At 31.5% G+C, this 25,226-nt stretch carries 22 protein-coding genes; 14 read left to right on the forward strand and 8 right to left on the reverse strand.

The annotated features are described in order from the left end of the window. Positions 1 to 2 precede the first annotated feature (2 nt). Together KO504_RS02600 and KO504_RS02605 are read left to right on the forward strand one after the other, a co-directional pair. Complete coding sequence (locus tag KO504_RS02600; protein WP_215924768.1) at positions 3 to 875, forward strand: nucleoside phosphorylase; 873 nt, start codon at positions 3 to 5, stop codon at positions 873 to 875. Next, positions 876 to 1,730, forward strand: coding sequence for a substrate-binding domain-containing protein (locus KO504_RS02605; protein WP_215924769.1), 855 nt, complete (start codon positions 876 to 878; stop codon positions 1,728 to 1,730). A gap of 356 nt (positions 1,731 to 2,086) precedes the next feature. Here the strand turns inward: KO504_RS02605 and KO504_RS02610 are convergent, their stop codons facing one another. Continuing rightward, on the reverse strand, positions 2,087 to 2,761 hold the full coding sequence (locus tag KO504_RS02610) for a uracil-DNA glycosylase (RefSeq protein WP_215924770.1): 675 nt from the start codon (positions 2,759 to 2,761) through the stop codon (positions 2,087 to 2,089). A gap of 56 nt (positions 2,762 to 2,817) precedes the next feature. Here KO504_RS02610 and KO504_RS02615 point away from each other — a divergent pair, with 56 nt between their 5' ends. The 4 genes from KO504_RS02615 (at position 2,818) to KO504_RS02630 (ending at position 9,273) form a co-directional block, all read left to right on the forward strand. Beyond that, positions 2,818 to 4,311, forward strand: coding sequence for a YfcC family protein (locus KO504_RS02615; RefSeq protein WP_215924771.1), 1,494 nt, complete (start codon positions 2,818 to 2,820; stop codon positions 4,309 to 4,311). Between the two features lie 49 nt (positions 4,312 to 4,360). Then, positions 4,361 to 6,529 carry an endonuclease MutS2 gene (locus KO504_RS02620; protein WP_215924772.1) on the forward strand — a complete coding sequence of 723 codons (2,169 nt, stop codon included), beginning with the start codon at positions 4,361 to 4,363 and terminating at the stop codon, positions 6,527 to 6,529. Further along, positions 6,526 to 6,945, forward strand: a complete 420-nt coding sequence (locus KO504_RS02625) for a thiol-disulfide oxidoreductase DCC family protein (protein ID WP_215924773.1) — start codon at positions 6,526 to 6,528, stop codon at positions 6,943 to 6,945. Before KO504_RS02620 ends, KO504_RS02625 begins: the two co-directional genes overlap by 4 nt. Positions 6,946 to 7,344: 399 nt before the next feature. Then, the gene (locus KO504_RS02630) at positions 7,345 to 9,273 is read left to right on the forward strand and encodes a DUF4139 domain-containing protein (protein WP_215924774.1); all 1,929 of its coding nucleotides are present in this window, start codon (positions 7,345 to 7,347) and stop codon (positions 9,271 to 9,273) included. 210 nt (positions 9,274 to 9,483) lie between these two features. On the opposite strand, the gene yajC is transcribed toward KO504_RS02630, so the two are convergent. The 4 genes from yajC to KO504_RS02650 all read right to left on the reverse strand — a co-directional run bounded on the left by yajC (position 9,484) and on the right by KO504_RS02650 (position 12,756). After that, positions 9,484 to 9,774, reverse strand: coding sequence for a preprotein translocase subunit YajC (gene yajC, locus KO504_RS02635; protein ID WP_215924775.1), 291 nt, complete (start codon positions 9,772 to 9,774; stop codon positions 9,484 to 9,486). Between the two features lie 21 nt (positions 9,775 to 9,795). Then, positions 9,796 to 10,371 carry a DUF1573 domain-containing protein gene (locus tag KO504_RS02640; RefSeq protein ID WP_215924776.1) on the reverse strand — a complete coding sequence of 192 codons (576 nt, stop codon included), beginning with the start codon at positions 10,369 to 10,371 and terminating at the stop codon, positions 9,796 to 9,798. Positions 10,372 to 10,601: 230 nt separating this feature from the next. After that, positions 10,602 to 11,546, reverse strand: a complete 945-nt coding sequence (locus KO504_RS02645) for a transcription antitermination protein NusB (protein WP_252723603.1) — start codon at positions 11,544 to 11,546, stop codon at positions 10,602 to 10,604. A gap of 106 nt (positions 11,547 to 11,652) precedes the next feature. Further along, positions 11,653 to 12,756 carry a Glu/Leu/Phe/Val family dehydrogenase gene (locus KO504_RS02650; RefSeq protein ID WP_215924777.1) on the reverse strand — a complete coding sequence of 368 codons (1,104 nt, stop codon included), beginning with the start codon at positions 12,754 to 12,756 and terminating at the stop codon, positions 11,653 to 11,655. Positions 12,757 to 12,887: 131 nt separating this feature from the next. Here KO504_RS02650 and KO504_RS02655 point away from each other — a divergent pair, with 131 nt between their 5' ends. The 3 genes from KO504_RS02655 to KO504_RS02665 all read left to right on the forward strand — a co-directional run bounded on the left by KO504_RS02655 (position 12,888) and on the right by KO504_RS02665 (position 17,684). Then, positions 12,888 to 14,642: an ABC transporter ATP-binding protein gene (locus KO504_RS02655; RefSeq protein ID WP_215924778.1), complete on the forward strand. Its 1,755-nt coding sequence runs from the start codon at positions 12,888 to 12,890 to the stop codon at positions 14,640 to 14,642. Between the two features lie 66 nt (positions 14,643 to 14,708). Continuing rightward, a complete protein-coding gene (locus tag KO504_RS02660; RefSeq protein ID WP_215924779.1) occupies positions 14,709 to 15,098 on the forward strand; it encodes a PUR family DNA/RNA-binding protein in 390 nt (129 codons plus the stop codon). Between the two features lie 84 nt (positions 15,099 to 15,182). Beyond that, the gene (locus tag KO504_RS02665) at positions 15,183 to 17,684 is read left to right on the forward strand and encodes a M14 family zinc carboxypeptidase (protein WP_215924780.1); all 2,502 of its coding nucleotides are present in this window, start codon (positions 15,183 to 15,185) and stop codon (positions 17,682 to 17,684) included. Positions 17,685 to 17,784: 100 nt separating this feature from the next. On the opposite strand, the gene KO504_RS02670 is transcribed toward KO504_RS02665, so the two are convergent. Further along, a complete protein-coding gene (locus KO504_RS02670; protein WP_215924781.1) occupies positions 17,785 to 18,120 on the reverse strand; it encodes a tRNA-binding protein in 336 nt (111 codons plus the stop codon). Between the two features lie 35 nt (positions 18,121 to 18,155). Here KO504_RS02670 and KO504_RS02675 point away from each other — a divergent pair, with 35 nt between their 5' ends. Beyond that, on the forward strand, positions 18,156 to 18,710 hold the full coding sequence (locus tag KO504_RS02675) for a thioredoxin family protein (RefSeq protein WP_215924782.1): 555 nt from the start codon (positions 18,156 to 18,158) through the stop codon (positions 18,708 to 18,710). 57 nt (positions 18,711 to 18,767) lie between these two features. Further along, complete coding sequence (locus KO504_RS02680; RefSeq protein ID WP_215924783.1) at positions 18,768 to 19,295, forward strand: GNAT family N-acetyltransferase; 528 nt, start codon at positions 18,768 to 18,770, stop codon at positions 19,293 to 19,295. 1 nt (position 19,296) lies between these two features. On the opposite strand, the gene holA is transcribed toward KO504_RS02680, so the two are convergent. Beyond that, the gene (gene holA, locus KO504_RS02685) at positions 19,297 to 20,301 is read right to left on the reverse strand and encodes a DNA polymerase III subunit delta (protein WP_215924784.1); all 1,005 of its coding nucleotides are present in this window, start codon (positions 20,299 to 20,301) and stop codon (positions 19,297 to 19,299) included. Between the two features lie 141 nt (positions 20,302 to 20,442). Between holA and KO504_RS02690 the strand changes: the two genes are divergently transcribed. The 3 genes from KO504_RS02690 (at position 20,443) to KO504_RS02700 (ending at position 22,846) form a co-directional block, all read left to right on the forward strand. Next, positions 20,443 to 20,892: a type I restriction enzyme HsdR N-terminal domain-containing protein gene (locus KO504_RS02690; protein WP_215924785.1), complete on the forward strand. Its 450-nt coding sequence runs from the start codon at positions 20,443 to 20,445 to the stop codon at positions 20,890 to 20,892. Further along, the gene (locus tag KO504_RS02695; RefSeq protein WP_215924786.1) at positions 20,893 to 21,885 is read left to right on the forward strand and encodes a glycosyltransferase family 2 protein; all 993 of its coding nucleotides are present in this window, start codon (positions 20,893 to 20,895) and stop codon (positions 21,883 to 21,885) included. It abuts the gene before it with no gap. Positions 21,886 to 21,988: 103 nt separating this feature from the next. After that, positions 21,989 to 22,846: an OmpA/MotB family protein gene (locus tag KO504_RS02700; RefSeq protein WP_215924787.1), complete on the forward strand. Its 858-nt coding sequence runs from the start codon at positions 21,989 to 21,991 to the stop codon at positions 22,844 to 22,846. Positions 22,847 to 22,919: 73 nt separating this feature from the next. On the opposite strand, the gene KO504_RS02705 is transcribed toward KO504_RS02700, so the two are convergent. Continuing rightward, entirely contained in the window at positions 22,920 to 25,058 is a 2,139-nt protein-coding gene (locus tag KO504_RS02705) for a VWA domain-containing protein (protein WP_215924788.1), read from the reverse strand. Positions 25,059 to 25,226: the final 168 nt, after the last annotated feature.

A 25,226-nucleotide genomic window follows, 5' to 3' on the forward strand; every position in this document is an offset into this window, starting at 1 on the left:
TAATGTCTATAAAAGATTCAGAACTTATATTAAATCCAGATGGTAGTGTTTACCATTTAAATTTAAAACCAGAACATATTTCAGACACCATCATTTTTGTTGGTGATCAAGATCGTGTAGAAAAAATAACAAAGCATTTTGACAGCATAGAATTTAGCACTCAAAAACGTGAATTTAAAACACAAACCGGTTACTATCAAGACAAACGTTTAACCGTTATTTCAACAGGAATTGGGCCTGATAATATTGATATTGTTTTAAACGAACTCGATGCTTTAGTTAATATTGACTTAGAAACCCGAAAACCAAAAACAGAATTATCAAGTCTAAATATTATTAGAATCGGAACTTCTGGGTCATTACAAAAAGACATTCCTGTTGATGCATTTTTAATTAGTACTCATGCCTTAGATATTAATGGTATGTTGCATTTTTATCAAATTGAAGGTATAAGCAACCCTGAAATTGAAGATGAATTCATTAAACATACTAATTGGGATAAAAATAAAGCACGACCAATCATTATTAACAATAGTAAATATTTAGAGAAGTACTTTGAAAGCGATACCATCTTTAAAGGTATGACAGGAACTGCAGGTGGGTTTTATGGCCCTCAAGGCAGAGTTTTACGTTTACCACTACAAGACGCAGGTCTTAACGCAAAATTAGATAACTTTAGCTATAAGGATTATAGAATTACTAACTTTGAAATGGAAACGTCTGTTATTTATGGACTTTCAAAGTTATTAGGACATGAAGCATTATCTTTAAATGCTATTATAGCAAACAGAGCAACTGGTGATTTTAGTAAAGATCCAAAAAAGACAGTTGATAAATTAATTAAATATGCTTTAGAGCGTATCGTGAATATTTAAATGAAAAAAGTAAATATTGGTGGAGTACCAGAACACTTTAATTTAGCATGGTATTTAACGCTAAAAAATGGCGAATATAAAGACCAAGATATTAATCTAAGATGGCACGATTATCACGGAGGAACTGGTGCAATGACAAAAGCTCTTCGCTCAGGTGAAATTGATATGGCTGTTATCTTAACAGAAGGAATTGTTAAAGATATCATTGAAGATAATCCTTCTAAAATAGTTCAAACCTTTGTTCAAACTCCTTTAAATTGGGGTATTCATGTCGCAGCAGATTCAGATTTTAAAACCATAGACGATATCAAAGGAACAAGAGCAGCAATCAGTAGATATGGCTCTGGGTCTCATCTTATGGCCTATATAAATGCAAAAAACAACAATTGGGATTTAGAAAAAGATCTCAAATTTGAAGTTATTAAAAACCTTGATGGTGCCATAAGAGGACTTACAGAAAATAAAGCTGATTATTTTATGTGGGAGAAGTTCACCACCAAACCTTATGTAGATAATGGTATTTTTAGACGTATCGGCAACTGTCCTTCGCCTTGGCCATGCTTTGTTATTGCTGCTAGCGACAAATTCATAGAGAATAATGAAGAGCAATTAAAAACCATTTTAGAAATTATTAACCAAACCACTGCAGATTTTAAATCTATTCCAAGCATAGACAAAACCATTGCTAATCGTTACGAACAAGAACTAGAAGATGTACAAGAATGGTTATCTTTAACTGAGTGGTCGCAAAGTGTAATGAACGAAAAAACTATTAAAAATGTACAAAATCAGCTTTATGATTTAAAAATTATTTCAAAAAAAGTGGATTACTCAAAATTAATTCATAAATTATAGTCTCATTTATTATATGAGTTAAAAAATTGATTGTTAGCAATCATAAAAAACAAGCATTTTTTATTTTTATATTAAACACTATATTCTAAATAGTTTTATTAAGAATGCAACTGTTTGTGTTGATAACTTTCAGTATTTCAAAAATTTAATTACATTTGATTAACAATTACATTACTATTAACAAGAGAATAATATGATTCTTACGATTACGCTTATTTTATCTTTCTTGGTTGCAATAAACTTTTTATTGTTAATTTTTAGTTGCAACAAAACAACTAGAAAAGTTGATAATAACATGCCACATACTATTAAAACTGAAACCCCATCTACCGAAAAATCATCTTCAGATAAATCTCCTACTCTAGTTTCCAATCAATTGAAATCTCGCCAACTTGCTCCAACTGGGAGTTAGTCTTACTAAAATGCTTATTACCAAACCAATACCCTCTATTAGCACTTAATGGAGATGGATGTCCACTTTCTAAAATAATATGTTTAGAGCTATCTATTAGTTTCTTTTTCTTTTTAGCAAATCCTCCCCAAAGTAGAAATACAACATTTGTTTTCTCTGCACTAATCGTTTGTATCACTGCATCTGTAAATTGCTCCCAACCTTTCTTTTGATGGCTTCCCGCCTCATGCGCTCTAACCGTTAATGTGGCATTCAATAGTAAAACTCCTTGATCTGCCCATGGCATCAAATTCCCACTAATTGGGTAAGGTATTCCAATATCTTGTTCTAACTCTTTAAATATGTTCACTAATGAAGGTGGATGTTTGATACCATCATTTACAGAAAAACTTAAGCCATTAGCTTGCCCAATATCATGATATGGATCCTGACCAATAATTACAACCTTAACCTCATTAAAAGCACAGTGATTAAATGCATTAAAAATATCAGATGCTTTTGGAAAACAGATCTGGGTATTATATTCGTGCTTTATAAAAGCTACTAAATCTTTAAAGTAAGGTTTTTCAAATTCTGGATTAAGATAAGTTTTCCAGCTTTGGTCTATATTTACATTCATATTTTATATCAGATTATATCTTATTACGACTTAAATTAACGATTAAATAACTCAGAATGAAAAATTTAAAATTCCCTTCTGCACAAACCATATTATTTATAATTGCAGGATTAGTAACACTTTTAACGTGGTTTGTTCCTGCAGGTAAATATGATACTTTAAGTTATAACGCGGCAACAGACAAATTTACACGTTTAAGTCTAGATGAAGAAATAAGCTTAGCAGCAACTCAAGTATCATTAGATGATTTGAATATTAAAATTCCTGTTGAGAAGTTTACTAACGGCGACATTTATAAACCCATTAATATCCCTGGAACTTACAATAAACTAGATGCGAAACCTCAAAGTTTTTTCGACTTTGTAAAATCCCCAGTTAAAGGTATTATTGAGGCTGCTGATATCATTTTTCTTGTATTAATTATTGGAGGCCTAATAGGTGTTTTAAATGCTTCTGGTGCTTTTGATGCTGCCATTACCAAATTAGCTGTAGTATTAAAAGGTAGAGAATCTTTGCTTATTGTATTGGTAACCACTTTAGTGGCTTTGGGTGGAACTACCTTTGGTTTTGCCGAAGAAACCATTGCCTTCTTCCCTATTTTAATTCCTGTGTTTTTAGCAGCTAAATACGATGCTCTTGTTGGTGTTGCTTGTATATTTTTGGGTTCTGCAATTGGTAGTATGTGTTCTACCATTAATCCTTTTTCTACCATTATTGCTAGTGATGCCGCAGGTATAAACTGGACAACCGGATTATACGGACGTATTTTTATGTTGTTTGTATGCTTGTCTATTACCATTATATATATCATGCGATATGCAAAACGCGTTAAAAACGACCCAAGCAAATCACTTATTTACGACCAAAGAGAACAAATTGCGCAATTGTTTACGTTAAAAGATACCACGCATATTAATTTTAATTGGAGATTAAAATTGGCCTTATTTGTGTTTACCTGTAGTTTTATTCTGATGATTATTGGTGTTTCAATGTTAGATTGGTGGTTTATAGAAATGACAACTGTGTTCTTAATTAGTGCTATTATTATCGGCATTATTATTCAAATCAGTGAAACCGACTTTATAGACACCTTTGTAAAAGGAGCTGGTGATCTTTTGGGTGTAGCGCTTATTATCGGAATAGCAAGAGGTGTTACTGTGTTAATGACAGATGGTTTAATAAGCGATACATTATTGTATTACGCTAGTGATGTTACTACTGGAATGAATAAAGGGGTATTTACAAGTGTAATGACCATGATTTATTCTGGATTATCATTCTTTATTCCTAGTTCTTCAGGAATGGCTGTTTTAACCATGCCAATTATGGCGCCTTTGGCAGATACTGTAGGAATTGGTCGTGAAATTGTGGTTAATACGTATCTGTACGGCTTAGGCCTTTTCTACCTAATAAATCCTACAGGTTTAATTTTAGCATCCTTAGCAGTTGCCAAAATCAACTTTAGCAAATGGTTAAAATTTATAATGCCATTGTTTATCGTATTACTTATTGTCACCTTAATAGTATTAGCGGTGTCTTCATACTTATAGTATTACATAATATCCTAACTTTGCAATTCTAAAAAACGTACAATACTACATGATAAACATTCATGAAAAAACCTTAAACGACCTTGAGTTTTTTACGGTTTTAGATCAAATTAGCGCACATACACTTACAGCTTTGGGTAAAGAAGCGGTTTTGGCGATACTTCCTTTTAAAAATCCAGAGGCGCTAATGACCGAACTTATTTACGTTAATGAATATTTATCGTCCTTTGAAAATGATAATAGAATACCTAATCATGGTTTTGACACCATTGCCAAAGAATTAAAACTACTTAAGATAGAAAACACCTATCTCGAAGTGGCTGGTTTACAGAAAATAGTAAGCATGTCGTTGACCGTTAATTCTATTCTGAAGTTTCTAGAAAAATTTAAAGACTATTACCCTAAACTTCAACAATTTGGTCAACATATTGAAGTCAACACCATCATTATTGAACAAGTAGATGCTGTAGTAGATCGTTTTGGTGATATCAAAGATGATGCTTCACCTCTACTTTCTAGTTTACGCAAATCTATTAACTTACTTAAAGGTAAAATTAATAGCAGTTTTTCTTCAGCATTAAACACCTATCATAATCTTGATTATTTAGATGATATTAGAGAATCTGTTGTAGATAATAAACGTGTGCTTGCCGTAAAAGCGATGTACCGTAGAAAGGTAAGAGGCGCAATAATGGGAGGTAGTAAAACCGGAAGCATTGTTTACATAGAGCCTGAAACGACTTTACAACATACTAGAGAGCTCAACAATTTAGAATACGAAGAAAAAGAAGAGGTTATTAAAATTCTTAAAGAGCTAACGGATTTTATTCGTGAATTTTTACCACTTCTTAGAGATTATCAAGAATTTTTAATCAACCTAGATGTCATTTCTGCGAAAGCAAAATATGCGCAGAGCATGAATGCCATTCTTCCTGAGCTTTCTAAAGAACGCAGTATGCATTTACGAGATGCCTACCATCCTCTACTCTATTTAAATAATAAAGAAAAAGGAGAAAAGACGTTTCCGCAAACTATTGGATTAGAAAAAGACAGTAGAATTATTGTGATTTCAGGTCCCAATGCAGGTGGAAAAAGTATCACTTTAAAAACGGTAGGATTGCTACAAGTTATGCTGCAAAGTGGCATGCTAATTCCTGTACACGAGCGTAGCCATGTCTGTTTATTTGATCGCGTTCTGAGTGATATTGGAGACAATCAATCTATAGAAAACCATCTGAGTACTTATAGTTACCGCTTAAAACAGATGAATTATTTTTTGAAGAAGTGTAATAACAAAACGCTCTTTTTAATTGATGAATTTGGAACAGGTAGTGATCCAGAATTAGGTGGAGCTCTTGCTGAAACGTTTCTCGAAGTTTTCTATGAACGAGAAGCCTTTGGAATAATTACAACACATTATTCTAATTTAAAGCTTTTGGCCAATGAATTGCCATACATGGAAAATGCCAATATGCTTTTTAATGAGCGCACCTTAGAACCAATGTATAAATTGGTTGTTGGGCAAGCCGGAAGCTCCTTTACTTTTGAAGTAGCTCAAAAAAATGGAATTCCCTATAGTTTAATCAACAAATCTAAAAAGAAGATTGAACGTGGTAAAGTACGATTTGATGCTACTATTGCAAAGCTTCAAAAAGAACGTAGTAAATTAGAACGTACGGAACGCTCTCTTAAAGAAAACGAAAAGAAAAAAATCTCTGAAGCCGATAAGTTAGAGGAAGTCAATGCAAAAGTTCAAAAGAAATTAGAAAGCTTTCAAGAATTATACGATTCTAACCAACGCTTAATTTACTTAGGTCAGAAAGTCAACGATATCTCTGAAAAGTATTTTGAAGACAAGAAGAAACGTGAATTAATGGCTGAGCTATTTAAGCTAGTTCAGATTGAAAATTCGAAACGAAAAAAAGTATCAGCAAAACAAAAGCGTGCCAAAAAGCACAAAGAAAAACAGATAAGACAAGAAGCTGAAAAGAAAGTTGAAGTCATCCGTAAAAAGAAAAAAGAAGCTAAAAAGAAAACTAAACCCGTAGAAAAGCCAAAACCTATTTTAAGAATTGGAGACAGAGTACGACTACAAGATGGTAGAGCCGTTGGTAGTATTGATAGCATTGAAAAAAATAAAGCCAATGTAAATTATGGTATGTTTACTACTAATGTGAGTTTAGACCAATTGGAACTCGTTGAAGCCGTAAAAAAATGATAGATATTCCTCATAACAAACAATTAATTCTCTTTGACGGAGTGTGCAATCTTTGCAACTCTAGTGTTTTGTATGTTATTAAACGGGATAAAAAAGACAAATTTTTATTTGCTCCATTACAAAGTGACGTTGGAGAAGAAATTATTAAAAAATTCAATATAGACACAGTCAACACCGATTCTATCTTACTCTATAATCCAAAAAGCAATACTATTAAGTCTAAATCTTCAGCAGCTATTCATATTGCAAAGCATTTAGGTATACCTTCAAATTTATTGGTTGTTTTTTTTATTGTACCTACATTTATTAGAAATATGGTATACAGCTATATTGCTAAAAATCGTTACAAATGGTATGGCAAAAAAGAAGCCTGTATGATTCCTACACCAGAACTAAAATCTAAATTTTTAGATTAACCAAACTACAAATTTAATTCATAAAAAAAGCCTTTTCATAACCAATGAAAAGGCTTTTATAAATTAACAACTTACTTAAAACTAATTTAATTTAAACAAAAATTGTTGTTTCAATTCATTTATAATGAGGGAAAATAAAGAGTTGATTAATAGCACATTATTTTGTTACTGTAAATATATACGCATCTCTAAATGTTACATAAAAAACTCGATATAAGGCACTATAAAATTGATTTAGGTCTTAAAAATGTCAATTCTATCTATAAATTACATTTTAACAATAATAGTCTTACTAACTGATATCTTACCTTTATTTCTCATACTATACACTTAACTCATTTATGATTACATTGGGATTTATATTGCCATAATTTTAGACAAAACTAATACTCTAACATTATGACAACCCATCTAAAACTCTTAAAAACATTTCTTATTTTTCTTTTTGTATTAAGCACACAATTAGCATACGCATTTCAGCAACCTAGTAAAATTACAACTGTAACTGTATATCTCGATGGAGCAGAAATTAATCGTGAGGCTTCACTTAAAATTAACTCAGGAAAATCTGAAATTACATTTAATGGTTTATCACCGTTTGTTGAAGAGAGTAGTATTCAGATTTCAGGATTAAAAGATGCCTCTATCCTATCCATTAATTATGGTATCAACTATTTATCTAAACAAAAGCAAAATGATTCTATTTTAGCTTTACAAAATGAATTAAAACATCTTGATTCTAAAATTCAATACCAATATGATTTAATTGCTGGTTATAACGAAGAATTAAGTCTTATACAAAGCAACAAACATTTAGGAAATGAAACTACAGTTGTCAGTTTAGAAAAACTTAAGACATTTGCCGCCTATTACAGAACAAGAATTACAGCATTAAGGGTAGCAATAAACAAATCAAATTTAGAAATTGAAAATCAACAAACTATAAAAACCAATATAAAACACCAGTTAGCTGAATTTAATGTTGAAGAAAAAACACAAACAGGAGAAATTAAACTCACATTAAACAGTGAAGTTGCATTATCTTTAGATTTAAAAATTAAATACAATATTAAACATGCAGGATGGGTTCCCATTTACGATCTAAAAGCCGAAAAAATTAATAATCCTATAAGCTTAGAATATAAAGCGCACGTGTATCAAAATTCGGGTTGTGACTGGACAGATGTTGCCCTCGTACTTTCAACAAGTGATCCAAATACCAATAATGAAAAACCAATTGTAACTCCTAAATATCTAAACTTTATTAATGCTTATAGCAACTATCAATCGCAACGTACCATAAGAAATTATAATTTCAAGTATAATTCATCCGTAAATACCATAACAGGAATTGTAACGAGTTCTAGTGATGGTACACCTATACCTGGCGTTAGTGTTATTGAAAAAGGAACATCTAATGGAGTTCAAACAGATTTTGATGGCAAATACACTTTAAAAACAACAACAGGGAATGCGCTTGTTTATTCTTATGTAGGTATGGAAACCGAAGAGCTACCAATACATTCTAGTATCATGAATGTGACTTTAGATGACATATCTACTTTAGATGAAGTTGTTGTTATAGGTTACGGAACTAAAGCAACATCTTCAAGCTCAGTAAAAGCAAAAAGCATACAAAATATGATTGATGAAGATTTTGATGATGACCCATATATTGAAACAGAAAATTATACAACAAATGGAAATATAATTGAAAAAGGTATTACAAGTATTAGTTTCAAAATTGACAAAAAACACAGTATTCCTTCAGATGGTGATATTTCTGTTATAGAAATAGATAAATTTAATGTTCCTGCAACTTATAATTACTTTGCGGCACCAGTTTTAAATGAAAATGTGTTTTTAACTGCTAAAATTGGAAATTGGGAACAGTATAATTTATTACCTGCAGAAGCCAATGTTTATTTTGAAGGTAGTTATTCTGGTAAAACAAATATTAACCCAAGTGCAACTACAGATAGTTTAACAATCTCACTTGGAGTAGATCCAAACATTGTTGTAAAACGCACACAACTTAACAATTTTAAAAGAACAACCTTTATAGGTAGCAATAAAGTAATTCAAAAAGCTTTTGAAATTGAAATTAAAAACAATAAACAAACAGATATCTTGTTAACCGTTTTGGACCGTATGCCTAAGAGTCAGAATAAAGCGATTAAAATAGATAATATTGAAACAGGTAACTCTAGTTATAATGATACTAAAGGAATAATGACATGGGTTATAAATTTGAAGTCTGGAGGAACAAAAAATGTTAAACATTCCTATACTATAAAATTTCCTAAAGATAAACGCGTTAACTTGTAATTAAATTACAGCTTTAAAGCGAAACAGAATCAATAAAACCCTAACTTCAGTTAGTTAGGAATGAGTTTTATTCTTTTTAGAAGATTAGTCTACCCTTCTTAGAAGTATCATAAATTGTGGTAGAAAATCTGTTTTCGTTTTGAAGTTTTTATAAAAAAAAAGACTGTTCAAATACATGAACAGTCTTTTTAAATTTATAATGCAATTCGTTTATTTTACAGTAACTGGTGCATTTAATTTGGTACTCATTTCCATAGAAATTGCAGAACGGTCAAATTTAATTTTCCCTGCTAATGTTTCAATAACACAACTGTTATCTTTATCATTTAGCTCTACAACTTTACCATGCATACCACTTTTAGTAATTATACGGTCGCCGCGTTTTAATTCGCTAGCAAACTTTTTTTCTTGTTTAGAACGTTTCATTTGTGGTGCAATCATAAAGAAATACATCACAGCAAAAATAGCAATAAACGGTAAAAATGATCCAATTCCTTCCATTCAGTGTTATATCAATAAAAATTAATCGTGGTTATGACCTTCGTGACCTGGCTGTGTAGAATACTTTCTTGGAGCTGCAGCATTATCTGTAGCTAAAGGATTTACAGTACTTGGCTGTGTTGCTCTAGTTGTTTTAGCTGCTGGTGCATTAGGATCTTTTTCTACAAAAGCAGAAATCTTAACAATCTCACTACCTTTTTCTGTATTAGTAGTCATTGTAACCGACTTAGTTACTTTATTTCCATTTCCTTTACCATTAAACTTTACAACAAATTCACCTGTTTCACCTGGTGCAACTTCTTTTGTCCAGTTAGATGGTACTGTACAACCACATGTACTCTTAATATTACTTACAACTAACATAGAGTTACCTGTGTTTGTGTATTTAAAAGTTGTTTCTACAGGAGTTCCGTTTTCGATTGTTCCGAAATCATGCTCTTTTTTGTCAAAAGAAATTACTGGAAAATCACCGGCATTTGCATCTCTTTCTGCAGCAACTGCGATATTTTCAGATTTAATCTTACTAGCTGCGTCTTCTTTACAAGATGTAAAAGCGATCATACATAATGCACTAAGTCCTAAAATTACTTTTTTCATTACTTTTATTTTTTTTGTTAGATAATTATTTCAATTGGCTAAGTTAGTAATTATTTTAATGATTAAAAATTATTCCCCCCTAGTTAACATGCTTTTTGTCAGAAAAAACTGTCTTATCCGTGTTTTTAAAGCTTTAAAAGTTGAAATTCAACCGCTATCTCCTTAAATTTATGGAATAAAACATTAAAAAAATAGCATTAAGCGGTGTAATAATACCTCTAAAAAGAACACTACATTAACCCTCTTCCAACTTTAACATGGATATTTTCAGATTGGTATTCCTTAACTATTTTATCTAAAATTCCATTAATAAATAAGCTGCTTTTTGGTGTAGAATATTCTTTTGCAATTTCTAAATATTCGTTCATCGTAACTTTATATGGTATTGATGAAAATTTCTGAAACTCACAAAGTGCCATTTTAAGTAATACTCCATCGATGCTTGCTAAACGTCCAGAATCCCAATTGGTTGTTTTTTCACCAATTTCATCACCAAACTTAGAGCTATTCAAAAAGGTTTTTTTAAATAACTCAATAGCAAACTCTTTATCATCATCGTCTTTATACAAATCTGGTAGTAAAGCAGTTTCTGGCGATGTTAGTTTTAATTTTCGTAAGACTTTTAGAATTGCAGTATTTACTACTGGTAAATCATCTACAAAAGTGAGTTTTTTGTCTTCAAAAAAATCATAAAGCTTATCGTTTGGCGCTATAATTTCAGTAAAAACATCTAAAATAAATTGTTTATCTTTTTTGAAACTAGTTTCCTCTTCTGCTTTATAAGCGTTATACAAATCACTTTTTAAAATAGCTTTAAAAATGATATCCACATATTCAAAATCTAAATCCCAATAATTCAATTTTTTATTAGAAATAGCTTCTTGTAACATGGTATTGCTACTAATAAGATGCAAAAGTTGATTTTCTTGAAACTTTAAACTAAGATTTTTATCTGCATCAGATTTTATTAGTTTATTCTGAAGTTTAGCATTGTAATCTTTACTCTTTTTATGTAACTCTGTTAACAAAGCTAATTGAGAGAGGTATAAATCGTACATGCCTTCTAAACTATGAAGCAAAAACTTTTGTTCTTTTATTAAATCATCACTTTCTGTTCCTTTAAAAGCATACATAGATTGCATTACTTTAATTCTGATGTGTCTTCGGTTTAGCATGTGTAAGAACTCGATTTATTTTGATTATTAAAAAAAGGTGAATCTTTAAAAGATTCACCTTGCAAAAATACTATTATTTAATTCTGAAATAAAAATTAAATGCAGACTATTTCAAATTTTCTCTCTTACGAGTTTCAATACGCTCTCTGGCAATATTTAAAGCTGCATTATGCGTTGTTAAATTATTAACTTTAGCATTATCTAATATTTCAAGTGTTGTATTGTAAATATTTTCTGTTTTACGCATTATTTCTTGTCTGTCATAATTCTCTAATTCTGCATAAACATTAATAATTCCGCCTGCATTAATTAAAAAATCTGGTGCATAAACAATACCTCTTTCTTGTAAAATTGCTCCGTGTTTACTTTCTTCTGCTAACTGATTATTTGCAGCACCAGCAACAATTTTAGCTTGTAATTTATAAATGGTATCGTCGTTAATAGTTGCGCCTAAAGCACAAGGTGCATAAATATCCATAGCTTCACTATAAATATCATTTCCGCCATAGATAGTCGCTCCATATTTAGCACGTACTTCTTCTAAACGATCTTGGCTAATGTCTGAAATGGTAACATTGGCACCTTCGTTAACCAAATGTTCTACTAAAGCTTCACCTACGTTTCCTATTCCTTGGACAAATACATTTTTATCTTCTAGAATTTCTGAACCAAATTTAAACTTTGCAGCTGCTTTCATTCCCATAAAAACACCATAAGCAGTAATTGGCGATGGGTTACCTGCTCCACCTTTACTCTCAGAGATACCTGTTACATAAGGTGTTACTTCTCTAACAGTATCCATATCTTCTGTTGTCATACCTACATCTTCTGCAGTTATGTAACGGCCACTTAATGAATGAACAAACTCACCAAAACGTCGCATTAATTCTGGTGTTTTTTGAGTTTTAGCATCACCAATAATAACAGCTTTACCTCCACCTAAGTTTAAACCTGTAATAGCAGATTTAAATGTCATACCTCGAGATAAGCGCAATACATCGTTAAGGGCTTCCCACTCATTAGCATAATTCCACATTCTAGTACCACCTAAAGCTGGTCCTAAAACTGTATTATGAATACCGATTATAGCTTTTAAACCAGTATCTTTGTCATTGCAAAAAACAATTTGCTCATGATCGTCAAAAGAGTGTTGTCCAAAAACTGGATCCATTTTTTTCAATTCTTTTGAAGTTATAATTTCTGAAGTCATGTAAGTTAAATTTTAGGGTGTTTATAGATATTCTAAAAACAGCTCGCAAAAATAAATTATTAATAGAGGATTAGCAAAATATTAACTATAAAATACGATTATCGTAATACTTTTGACCTACCAAATACAGTATGAAAGCATTAAAACACCTCAATAAATATTTTTTAAAGTACAGATATCGCTTAATTATCGGTGTCTTTATTACCATAATTGCAAAAGTCTTTGCACTATTTACTCCAAGACTAGTTGGATCGTCTATTAATGTGATTTCAGACTATTTCAATGACAAAATTGCCTATGAGGCCTTTAAAAGTGAACTTATTATTAATGTACTCTACATTGTTGGAGCCGCGGTAGTTGCAGGTATCTTTACTTTTTTAATGCGTCAAACGATTATTAATGTGTCACGCTACATTGAGTTTGACCTCAAAAATGAAATTTATAAACATTATCAAATTCTATCTCTAAATTTTTACAAATCAAACAGAACTGGTGATTTAATGAACCGGATTAGTGAAGATGTTGGTAAAGTAAGAATGTATGTTGGGCCGGCATTAATGTATACTATTAACACCATTACCTTATTTGCTGTCGCTTTAATTTATATGATAGATAGGTCGCCTACGCTAACGTTATACACATTACTCCCCTTACCTATACTTTCTGTTATTATTTATAAATTAAGTAGATTAATAAATAAACGCAGTACAATTGTACAACAATCACTTTCTACACTTTCTACCTATTCTCAAGAAACATTTAGTGGTATTTCTGTAATAAAATCTTACGGAATAGAACCAAGAACTAATATTGAATTTGAAAATCTTTCTGCAGAAAACCGTCAAAAACAGATAAACCTTACTAAGGTACAAGCCCTGTTTTTTCCTTTAATGATTCTATTAATAGGGGTTAGTAACCTTATTGTAATCTACGTTGGAGGTATGCAATACATGAGCGGAAAAATAGATCATATTGGTACCATTGCAGAGTTCATCATGTATGTAAATATGTTAACTTGGCCAGTAGCAACAGTAGGTTGGGTAACCTCTTTAATACAGCAAGCCGAAGCATCGCAAGAACGTATTAATGAGTTTTTAAAGACTGAACCAGATATTAAAAATACAGCTAAAGAATTGACACCAATTAAAGGTGATATTGAATTTAAAAATGTATCCTTTGTATATCCTGACACTAATATTGAAGCTCTAAAAGACGTTAGTTTTACCTTAAAATCTGGTAAAACCTTAGCCATTTTAGGAAAAACAGGCTCAGGAAAGTCTACCATATTAGATTTAATAGGACGTTTATATGATATTAATAAGGGGGAAATTTTAATAGACAATACTATTATTTCGGAATTAAACCTATACAGTCTTAGAGAAAGTATTGGTTATGTCCCACAAGATGCATTCTTATTTTCTGATAGCATAAAGAACAATATCAAGTTTGGAAAAGAAGATGCTACAGACGAAGACGTTATAGAAGCGGCAAAAAATGCAAAAGTCCATAAAAATATTATTGATTTTAATAAAGGCTACGATACTATTTTAGGTGAACGTGGTATTACCCTTTCTGGTGGTCAAAAACAACGTGTTTCAATTGCTAGAGCAATTATTAAAAAACCAGATATTTTATTATTTGATGACTGCTTATCTGCTGTTGATACAGAAACAGAAGAAAAAATCTTAAAAAACTTAGTGAAGCTCACAAAAGATAAAACAACAATTATTGTAAGTCACAGAGTCTCTTCTGCAAAGAATGCAGATACAATTATTGTTCTCGAAGATGGTAAAATCATTGAGTCTGGAAATCATGAAAGCCTTATCAATACTGATGGTTACTATAAAGAGTTATACACTAAACAACTTTCAGAAAAAGAAATGTAATTATTTGTTGCTTAGGTTACTTTTTTTTTAGATTTTTGGATTGAAATTAAAAAATAAAATAGAGTTATGAGTGATTATGAAATGATGGACAAAGAAGAAATATATTCTAAAGTATTACGTGCTGGAAGAAGAACCTATTTCTTTGATGTTAGAGCTACTAAAGCTGGTGATTATTATTTAACGGTTACTGAGAGTAAAAAATTCACTAATGACGATGGTTCTTTCCATTATAAAAAGCATAAAATCTACCTTTATAAAGAAGACTTCACTGAGTTTAAAGAAATCTTAGCTGAAATGACAGATTATATTATTAATGAAAAAGGTCAAGAAGTTATTAGCGAACGTCATCAAAAAGACTTTAAACGTGAAGATAATTTTGTAGCTCAAGAAGCTAAAACGCTTGAAGATACTAAAACGACAGAAAGTTTTACAGACATCAGTTTTGATGATATTTAAAATTAACTTCTGTTAAATTATAACCAAAACCGTTACGCTTTGTAACGGTTTTTTTATTTTTAAACTCTAACTAACTATTACCTTATGCAGCGCATTTTTCTACTCTTTCTTTTAATTACATCATTATTTTCTCAATCGCAAACCGACTTATCGTACTACTTACCTCAAAATATTGAGTACAACCCAAGTATTCCTAAACCACAAAGCGTCATTGGTCATCATGTTGGCGAATGGCACATTACACACGATAAATTAGTAGAATACATGAAAGCATTAGCAAATGCTTCAAATCGTATAACTATTGAAGATAGAGGAAAAACATTTGAAGATAGACCTCTACTCCTGCTAACCATAACATCACCAAAAAATCATCAAAATTTAAAAGCCATTCAATCTGCTCATATCGAAGCAACAGAAACAAATTCTGCTAATTTAGAAAATAGACCCATAGTTGTTTATCAAGGCTTTTCAATTCATGGTAACGAACCTAGTGGTTCTAACGCAGCGTTATTAGCCGCTTATTATTTGGCTGCTGCAGAAGGTTCTGAAATTGACAATTTATTAGAGCATTCGGTTATATTACTTGATCCTTCTTTAAATCCAGATGGCTTACAACGATTCGCTTATTGGGCAAATTCTAATAAAAACATTAACCTAAACCCAGACCCAAACGATAGAGAGTACAGCGAAGTTTGGCCAGGCGGACGTACCAATCATTATTGGTTTGATATGAATAGAGATTGGCTACCTGTGCAATTACCAGAATCTAGAGCACGTATAGAAACCTTTCACAATTGGTTACCTAATATTTTAACCGATCATCATGAAATGGGAACCAATGCAAGTTTCTTTTTTCAACCTGGAATTCCGTCACGTACACATCCATTAACACCACAATTAAATCAAGATTTAACTAAAGGTATTGCAACTTATCACGCCAAAGCATTAGACAAAATTGGTTCATTGTATTATTCTGAAGAAAGTTTTGACGACTTCTATTACGGAAAAGGATCTACCTTTCCTGACATAAATGGTGGTATTGGAATTTTATTTGAACAAGCCAGTTCTAGAGGTCATGTACAAGAAAGCGAAAATGGTCTTTTAACATTTCCATTTACTATAAAAAATCAATTTACAGCTGTTTTATCTACACTAGCAGCTGCTAATGGTATGCGAAAAGATATTTTAGAATACCAACATAATTTCTTTAAAGACGCTAGAGATGAAGCCTCTAAAGAAGGCAAAAAAGCCATTGTATTTGGTGATGAAAAAGATGCTGCTAAAACCTATCATTTAGCCGAAATTTTAAAACGTCACCGTATTGATTTTCATGAATTAAAATCTGATTTTTCAAAAGATGGCAAAAAATATAAAAAAGGTTATAGCTATGTGGTTCCTAAAAATCAAAAGAATACAAGATTAATCAATGCCATGTTTGAAACGCGAATCGCTTTTAAAGACAGTTTGTTTTACGATATTTCGGCTTGGACTTTTCCTTTAGCATTTAATCTCGATTATACAGAAACAACAATGGCAAACGCTGGCAATAGCGTTAAAAACTTACAGCAGCTTTCTGGAGGTGTAAGTTCTAAAAGTGAATACGCTTATTTATTTGAATGGAATGAGTATTACTCACCAAAACTATTAAATGCTATCTTAAAAAAAGGCTTAAGAGCAAAGGTGGCCGTAAAACAGTTTAAATCTAATGGTAAAGCTTACGATTATGGAACTATAATGATTCCTGCAAAGAACCAAAATTTATCTGCAAATGAGATATATACATTTCTAAATGACAAAGCCCAAGAAAGTCATATTAAAGTTGATGCCGTTTCAACAGGTTTAAACGAAGGTATAGATCTAGGAAGTCGAAATTTTAAAGCTTTAGAATTGCCAAAAATCGCTCTTTTAGTTGGAGATGGTATCACCTCTTATGATGCTGGTGAAATTTGGCATTTGTTTGACACTCGTTACGATATTATTGCCACAAAGCTTGATACTAAAACTATGAAAAGAGCAGACTTAAGCCGTTACAATACCATTATAATGGTAAATTCTTCTGGATTAAGCGAAAGCAATACAAAAAAATTACAATCTTGGATTAAAGATGGCGGTACTTTAGTAGCATATAAAAATGCATTAAAATGGCTAAACTCCAAAAAGTTAATGACCATTGATTTTAAGAAAAATAAGCTCATAGCTAAAAATATTAATTACGAACAACGTAGCGATTTTAGAGGCGCACAAGTTATTGGAGGTGCCATTTTTGAAGCTAAATTAGACCGTTCACATCCTATTAATTTTGGTTATAAAAATGATAAACTTCCGATGTTTAGAAATTCAACATTATTTATAAATGAGGATAAAAACAGCTTTAACAACCCCATTCAGTACACTAAAAAACCTTTATTAAGTGGTTATATTTCTGAAGAAAATTTAGATAGTATACGTAAAACAGTACCTCTAAAAATTAATCGTGTTGGCCGTGGAAAGGTCATTGGCTTTACTGATAATACTAATTTTAGAGCCTTTTGGTATGGAACGAATAAGCTGTTAATGAATGCTATTTTCTTTAGAGAAGAGATGTAGTTGTTTGTTGGGAATCAAAACTAATAACACAAGCTACTTCATAGACAAAAAATAAAAAGGTGGCTTAGTCTGTTTTTGTAATGCAATTACATTTTAAAACTTAAGACACTTGCATTCCATTTTTAACTTTAGTTTCAGGATGCAACAAGAACACGTCGTCTGCTCTTACAGCTCCAACCACCAAACATTCGCTCATAAAATTGGCTATTTGCTTTTTAGGAAAATTAACTACAGCCACTATTTGTCTGTTTACTAATTCTTCCTTTTTATATTGCGTTGTTATTTGTGCAGAAGTTTTTTTAACTCCTAAATCGCCAAAATCTATAGTTAATTTATACGCAGGTTTTCTAGCTTTAGGAAAATCATTCACTTCAATAATTGTCCCAATACGTAAATCTACCTTTGTAAAGTCTTCATAAGTTATTATCTTTTCCATTCTCTAAAATTAATAAATAAAATAAACATAATATAATGGCACGAACAGAATCAAATATGTTGCCTTTAGGCACAACAGCACCCGATTTTAAATTAGTAGATACTGTTGATGATGTTACAAAATCTCTTCGAGAATTAAAAGGCACAACTGCAACTTTAGTCATGTTTATCTGTAACCACTGCCCTTTTGTAATTCATGTAAATGCCCAGCTATCACAATTGGCTAAAGATTACGTTTCAAAAGGTATTAATTGTATTGCTATTTCTAGTAATGATGTAGAAAATTATCCGCAAGACCATCCTGATTTAATGAAAAAGAACGCCATAGATAACGACTATATTTTTCCGTACTTGTATGACCAAACACAAGATGTTGCCAAGGCATACGATGCCGCATGCACACCAGATTTTTTCTTATTTAACAGTGATTTAAAACTCGTTTACGCAGGTCAATTAGACGATTCTAGACCAGGAAATGGTATACCTATAACAGGAAAAGATATTAGAGCTGCTATGGATGCCTTAATTAATAATAACCCCGTAAATCCAAACCAAAAACCAAGTATGGGCTGTAATATTAAGTGGAAATAATACTTTGCATTATTTACAAACTGAAAACAAATACACCATTAGACAACACCTTAGCCAATGATTTTTGACCATATTGAAACCAAACGCTTAATTCTAAGGCCTATTACAATAGCTGATACGCAAGATTTTTTTGAATTGGATTCTAATCCTAAAGTTCATCTCTTTCTTGGAAATAATCCTGTAAAAACTATTGAGCAGTCTGAAGCTATGATTGCTAACATTTTACAACAATATAAAACTAATGGTTTAGGTCGTTTAGCTATAATTGAAAAATCAACCAATGCATTTGTAGGTTGGGCGGGATTAAAACTTGAAGAAAAGCTTAGAAAGGAATTTAGCTATTACGACTTGGGTTACCGACTAAAAGAACAATTTTGGGGCAAAGGCTATGCCACTGAAGCGGCATTTGCATCTTTAGAGTATGGTTTTAATACTTTAAAATTAGAAGAAATTGGAGCGGCTGCAGACGTTAATCATATAGCCTCTAATACTATACTTAAAAAAGTAGGAATGCAACCTTCTGGCACTTTTGAGTATGAAGGAGATTTATGCAACTGGTATATCATAAAACACCAAAAACAATAAATTAACCTATAATCTTAACCAATAATTCTTTAAGAAGGTCTTTTTCTGGCATTGCTTTAGAACCAACACCTTTACTTTTTACATCAAATTCGCGCAGTACACCAATAACATAACTTACCTTTTTCATAGGGTAATTCTTGGCAGCATCTAGATATTCATTTACAAAATAAGGGTTGACTTTTAGAGCTGATGCGACACTACGTGGATTTCTGTCAGACATACCATGAAGGTGCAATAATTGAGAAAAGAATCCAAATAATAGCGAAACCGTAACCACCATTGGATTGTCTTTAGGGTTGTCTGCAAAATACTTAGCTATTTTATGTGCTTTTACAACATTACGCTGTCCAACCGCTTTTCGTAATTCAAAATTATTGTAATCTTTACTTATTCCAATATTCTCTTCAATATGTTCTGGTGTAATCTGTGTACCTGCTGGTAAAACGATTTTAAGCTTATTAAGTTCGTTATCTATTTTACTGAGGTTAGTTCCTAAAAACTCTACCAACATTTGAGCTGCCTTTGGCGAAATGTTATAATTTTGTCCAGCTAAAACGCGTCTAATCCAATCGGCAACTTGGTTTTCGTACATTTTTTTACTCTCAAAAACAACTCCAACCTTATTAATAGCTTTATACAAAGCCTTACGTTTATCTAATTTTTTGTACTTATAATTTAACACTAAAACTGTTGTAGGCTGAGGATTAGCTGCATATTCTGCTAACTTCTCAATAGATCTACTTAAATCTTGTGCCTCTTTAACAATAACCACTTGACGCTCTGCCATCATTGGATACCGTTTGGCATTGCTCACAATATCGTCTATAGAAACATCTCTTCCATATAGCACCATTTGGTTAAATCCCTTTTCTGCCTCATCTAAAACGTTCTCTTCAATATAATCTGAAATCTTATCAATATAATACGCTTCCTCACCCATTAAAAAATAAATAGGTTTAAGGTCTCCCTTTTTAATTGTAGCTACTAATTGTTTTACGTCGTCCAATTCTTTAAAAATTCCAAGTTTAAAATTCCAAATTTCAATAATTACAAGCCCGTTTATATTAAATAAATAGGATTTTAGTAATGAAAATTGTGATTTGCGATATTCTACTTTAACTTTGAAAAAAATTAGCGTCTCTAAGTGTTGCAAGAACTCAACTTTCCAAAGTTTGAATACCGTTTCAAAAGTACAGAAAATAAAGTTTCTATTTTTGATGTCATTCGGAAAAAATTCATCATTCTTCAACCCGAAGAATGGGTTAGACAACACTGTGTTCATTATCTAATCAATACTAAAAAGTTTCCAAAATCTTTAATTAATGTTGAAAAAGAGCTGACTATAAACGGCTTAAAGAAACGTTATGATGTTGTGGTATTTAATCCAGATGGTAGTATTCACTTAATTGTAGAATGTAAATCGCACAACATAAAAATAGACCAAACTACTTTTGACCAAATTGCGCGTTATAATTTGATATTAAACGCCACGTATTTAATGGTAACTAACGGTTTAAATCATTATTATTGCGAAATGGATATGAAAAATGAACGGTATTCCTTTTTAAAAACTATTCCTGATTATAAATCCAATTAAATGCTTCAAACCAAAGACATTGCTATTGTTATTTTAAACTGGAATGGGAAATCATTACTCGAAAAATTTCTCCCTTCAGTTATAAACTATTCTGATGATGCTGTAATCTATGTTGCTGACAATGCATCAACAGACAATTCTGTTGCTTTTGTTTCTGAACATTTTCCGACAGTACAACTAATTCAAAACACAACTAATGGTGGTTATGCCAAAGGTTATAATGAGGCACTTAAACAAGTAGAAGAACCGTTACTCTGCTTAGTTAATAGTGATATTGAAGTGACCAAAAATTGGCTTCAACCCATTTTAGAAGAATTTAATACAAATACTGAAACGGCAATCATTCAACCAAAAATATTAGACTATAAAAACAAATCGCAATTTGAATATGCTGGAGCGGCTGGTGGATTTATTGACAAATATGGTTATCCTTATTGTCGTGGTCGTATTTTTGATACCATTGAAAAAGACACAGGACAATACAACGATAATAGCGAAATATTTTGGGCTTCTGGTGCTTGTTTTTTTATTAGAAGCCTCGTTTACAAAGCATTGGAAGGTTTTGATGAGTCGTATTTTGCTCACATGGAGGAAATTGATTTATGTTGGCGCGCATTTAATAAAAATTATACCACAAAATTTGTTGGTACGGCTACGGTTTATCATGTTGGTGGTGCTACATTAAATAATACTAATCCTAAGAAAACATATCTCAATTTTAGAAATAGTTTATTTACACTATTTAAAAATACAGATTCTAATGTCCTTTTTAGAGTTGGCATTAGAATGGTACTTGATGGTGTAGCATCTGCTAGATTTCTATTTCAACTCAAACCCGCATTTTTAGTTGCTATTCTTAAAGCACACCTCTCATTTTACTACAACTTACCACGTCTTTTAAAGCAAAGGAAACAATTACCTAAACGTTTTGGATATTATAAAATCAATTCTATTGTTTGGTCTTATTTTATAAAAAAGAAGACTAAATTTTAATTGTTTATAAAACTGTTAAAATTTTTGTTAATCCTTGTCATAGCCGTTATTCTTTTGCATAATTTTGAATGTTGTAATTAACGATTAAAACTAAAAATCAATTATGAGAAAAATAATGTTATTAAGTGTTTGCTCAATGATGCTATTAGCATCTTGTGTCGCAAAGAAAGAACATCTTGCACTTCAAGAAAAATATGAGAAATCTCAAGACTTATTAAATACGGCAACAGTAAAATTAAATAGCTGTCTTTCTGATGTTGCTGCAGCTAATGCAAGAGTAGAAACAATGAAAGATCAGTTAAATGATTTACGTAAAGCAAATCAAGATTTAATTGATACCAAAGGAAATTTAACAACCTTAACACAAAAAGGTGCAGAAAACCTTGAAAAATCTTTAGAGAGCTTAAAAGAACGCGATTTAAAAATTACAAGATTACAAGATGCACTAACGAAAAAGGATAGTGTAACATTAGCCGTTGTAACAAGCCTAAAGAAAGCAGTTGGAATCAACGATCCTGATATTGAAATAAATGTTGAAAAAGGTGTTGTATTCATTTCTATTGCTGACAAATTATTATTTAAAAGTGGCAGCTATAACGTGACTACTAGAGCAAATGAAATTTTAGGAAAAGTAGCTAAAGTTATTAATAGTAAACCAGACTTTGAAGCTATGGTAGAGTCGCATACAGACAACGTATCTTACAGTAAGCCTCCATTATTAGATAACTGGGATTTAAGTGTTAAACGTGCTACTTCTGTAGTAAGAGTTTTAGAAAGCTTAGGCGTAAACCCACAACAATTAATAGCTTCTGGTCGTAGTTCTTATGTGCCTTTAGTGGATAACGATACTGCTGAAAATAGAGCAAAAAACAGACGTACACGTATTGTTGTATTACCAAAAATTGACCAATTCTATGAAATGGTTGAAACAGAAATGAAAAACTTATCTACTGAAAATTAATTCTAGTAGCTTTTAAAATAAGAAAACCCAATGCCTTTGCATTGGGTTTTTTATTATTTGTTTTCCAAACATATTAATTAAAATTATCATAAGACTTTACCAGTCTTATAAACTCTGCTCTATAACCATCTGTATCCTCTCCTCTTCCACGTTCTGCTAAAGCAATAACCTGAGATACTGAGGCTTTATTAAAATACTTAGAACCTCTTAACTGCATTCCAAATAATGCTACAGCGGAAACAAAATTCATATCGTTTGATGCTTCTGTTATAGTATTATTTTGAACATGAACCATTTCTATACTCTTATCTTCATTTGGTTTTTTATATCTGAATTTTACCGTAAATAGTTCATCTTCATAATTAGACGCTATTTTAGATTGGGTATACTTTAAATCTGCAACTTTTTTTAGATAATCACTTTTTATTCCCACTGGAATAATTTCATATAATGCAGTTACGGTATGTCCACTTCCTAATTCTCCAGCATCTTTGGTATCATCTGCGAAGTCTTCATCTGCAAGCAGTCTGTTTTCATATCCAATTAATCTATACGCCTGCACTTTTTTAGGATTAAATTCCACTTGAATTTTCACATCTTTTGCTATTGTATAAAGTGTTCCTCCAAATTCTTTTCCAAAAACTTTTTGAGCTTCTTGCATATTATCTATATAGGCATGATTTCCGTTGCCTTTATCGGCTAAGGTTTCTAATTTTGAATCCTTATAGTTTCCATAACCAAAACCTAAAACCGATAAAAATACACCAGATTTACGTTTTTCTTCAATTAAGGTTTGCATCGCTTTATCACTTGAAGCTCCAACATTAAAATCACCATCTGTTGCAATAATAACACGATTGTTACCGTCTTTTTTAAAATTCTTTTCTGCTAATTTATAAGCCAATTCAATTCCCGCACCACCAGCTGTAGAACCGCCAGAATTCAAATTCTGTAAAGCGTTTAAAATGGTTTCTTTTTGATCTCCAGATGTTGGTTCTAAAACCACTCCAGCAGCTCCTGCATAAACAACAATAGATACCTTATCTTTTTCGCGTAATTGGTTTACAAGTAGCTTAAAAGCTCTTTTTAATAATGGTAATTTATTCTGAGAGCCCATAGATCCAGAAACATCTAGTAAAAAAGTTAAGTTAGAAGCCGGAAGTTTATCGTTCTCATAAGTTTTTCCTTGCAAGCCTATTCTAACCAACTGCGTGTCTTTATGCCAAGGTGTTTTTACAATTTCGGTATTTATAGAAAAAGGATGTTCATCTGTAGGTTGCGAATAATTATAGTTAAAATAATTAACCATTTCTTCAAGTTTTACAGCATTTGGTGGCACTGTTTGTCCATTGTTAATCATTCGTCTTACGTTAGAATATCCTGCTTTGTCTACATCTATTGAAAACGTTGATAAAGGTGTTAAATTTGCGCGTTTAAATGGGTTTTCTATAATTTTAGCATAGTCTTCATTATTTGGAATTCTTTTCTTTCCTGCTTTAGTCGTAACAAGTATAACACCACCTTTGCCTCTATTACCATAAATAGCAGTTGCTTTAGCATCTTTTAATACAGATATATTAGCTATATCCTTTCGTTTTAAATTACGGAAATTATCTTGATCTACAGGAACACCATCTATTATAAATAATGGCGCTGTATCTTCAGCTATTGAATTTCTACCACGAATAATAATAGTAGCACTTTGACCAGGCTTACCAGAACCCGTGCTCACATTAACACCTGCGGCTTGACCTGTTAATTGGTTAGACGTTTTATTCTTATTTTTTCTTCTTGCACGCTTTTTTAATCGTTTATTACTGATTTCATAAGATTCAGCACTAACTGTTGAAAGCGAACTACTAACAGAGGCCCTTCTGGCAGTACCAGCATAGCCCGTAATTACAACTTCATCTAATGTATTTTTATCTGCTATTAATGCTACATTGTAGACCGATTTTGATCCAATTATTACATTTTCTGTTTGCATTCCAACATAAGAAACAATAATAATGTCGCCAACTTGAGCACTTAATGAGAATTTTCCATCAAAATCAGTTAAAACTCCTTTCTTACTTCCTTTAATATTAACATTAGCACCTGGTAATGCCGTGCCATCTGAAGCTGTAGTAACAATTCCTGAAATTGTTTTTTCTTGTGCTTGTATTTGCCAAGATAACAATACAAGACATAACATAAGTATTAGATTTTTCATAATAGTTGATTTATAAGTTTGTGTAAACCTATAAACAAACACTATGATACTAAACGTACAATGAGTGAAGTACTGCTTTGAATGAGTTAACGTATGGCTTTAATGGTAGAATTAAATACAGGTTCTTTATAATTCTGTATTTTAAAACAATTAATTAGTCGTTTCTCA

It is taken from the genome of Winogradskyella psychrotolerans, assembly GCF_018860565.1.
Classification (GTDB): Bacteria; Bacteroidota; Bacteroidia; order Flavobacteriales; family Flavobacteriaceae; genus Winogradskyella; species Winogradskyella damuponensis.

What these genes read in the sequence shown, in the direction of transcription:
- KO504_RS02600 (WP_215924768.1), top strand. Translation starts at nt 3, where the DNA reads ATGTCTATAAAAGATTCAGAACTTATATTAAATCCAGATGGTAGTGTT.
- KO504_RS02605 (WP_215924769.1), top strand. Translation starts at nt 876, where the DNA reads ATGAAAAAAGTAAATATTGGTGGAGTACCAGAACACTTTAATTTAGCA.
- KO504_RS02610 (WP_215924770.1), bottom strand. Translation starts at nt 2,761, where the DNA reads ATGAATGTAAATATAGACCAAAGCTGGAAAACTTATCTTAATCCAGAA.
- KO504_RS02615 (WP_215924771.1), top strand. Translation starts at nt 2,818, where the DNA reads ATGAAAAATTTAAAATTCCCTTCTGCACAAACCATATTATTTATAATT.
- KO504_RS02620 (WP_215924772.1), top strand. Translation starts at nt 4,361, where the DNA reads ATGATAAACATTCATGAAAAAACCTTAAACGACCTTGAGTTTTTTACG.
- KO504_RS02625 (WP_215924773.1), top strand. Translation starts at nt 6,526, where the DNA reads ATGATAGATATTCCTCATAACAAACAATTAATTCTCTTTGACGGAGTG.
- KO504_RS02630 (WP_215924774.1), top strand. Translation starts at nt 7,345, where the DNA reads ATGACAACCCATCTAAAACTCTTAAAAACATTTCTTATTTTTCTTTTT.
- yajC (WP_215924775.1), bottom strand. Translation starts at nt 9,774, where the DNA reads ATGGAAGGAATTGGATCATTTTTACCGTTTATTGCTATTTTTGCTGTG.
- KO504_RS02640 (WP_215924776.1), bottom strand. Translation starts at nt 10,371, where the DNA reads ATGAAAAAAGTAATTTTAGGACTTAGTGCATTATGTATGATCGCTTTT.
- KO504_RS02645 (WP_252723603.1), bottom strand. Translation starts at nt 11,546, where the DNA reads ATGCTAAACCGAAGACACATCAGAATTAAAGTAATGCAATCTATGTAT.
- KO504_RS02650 (WP_215924777.1), bottom strand. Translation starts at nt 12,756, where the DNA reads ATGACTTCAGAAATTATAACTTCAAAAGAATTGAAAAAAATGGATCCA.
- KO504_RS02655 (WP_215924778.1), top strand. Translation starts at nt 12,888, where the DNA reads ATGAAAGCATTAAAACACCTCAATAAATATTTTTTAAAGTACAGATAT.
- KO504_RS02660 (WP_215924779.1), top strand. Translation starts at nt 14,709, where the DNA reads ATGAGTGATTATGAAATGATGGACAAAGAAGAAATATATTCTAAAGTA.
- KO504_RS02665 (WP_215924780.1), top strand. Translation starts at nt 15,183, where the DNA reads ATGCAGCGCATTTTTCTACTCTTTCTTTTAATTACATCATTATTTTCT.
- KO504_RS02670 (WP_215924781.1), bottom strand. Translation starts at nt 18,120, where the DNA reads ATGGAAAAGATAATAACTTATGAAGACTTTACAAAGGTAGATTTACGT.
- KO504_RS02675 (WP_215924782.1), top strand. Translation starts at nt 18,156, where the DNA reads ATGGCACGAACAGAATCAAATATGTTGCCTTTAGGCACAACAGCACCC.
- KO504_RS02680 (WP_215924783.1), top strand. Translation starts at nt 18,768, where the DNA reads ATGATTTTTGACCATATTGAAACCAAACGCTTAATTCTAAGGCCTATT.
- KO504_RS02695 (WP_215924786.1), top strand. Translation starts at nt 20,893, where the DNA reads ATGCTTCAAACCAAAGACATTGCTATTGTTATTTTAAACTGGAATGGG.
- KO504_RS02700 (WP_215924787.1), top strand. Translation starts at nt 21,989, where the DNA reads ATGAGAAAAATAATGTTATTAAGTGTTTGCTCAATGATGCTATTAGCA.
- KO504_RS02705 (WP_215924788.1), bottom strand. Translation starts at nt 25,058, where the DNA reads ATGAAAAATCTAATACTTATGTTATGTCTTGTATTGTTATCTTGGCAA.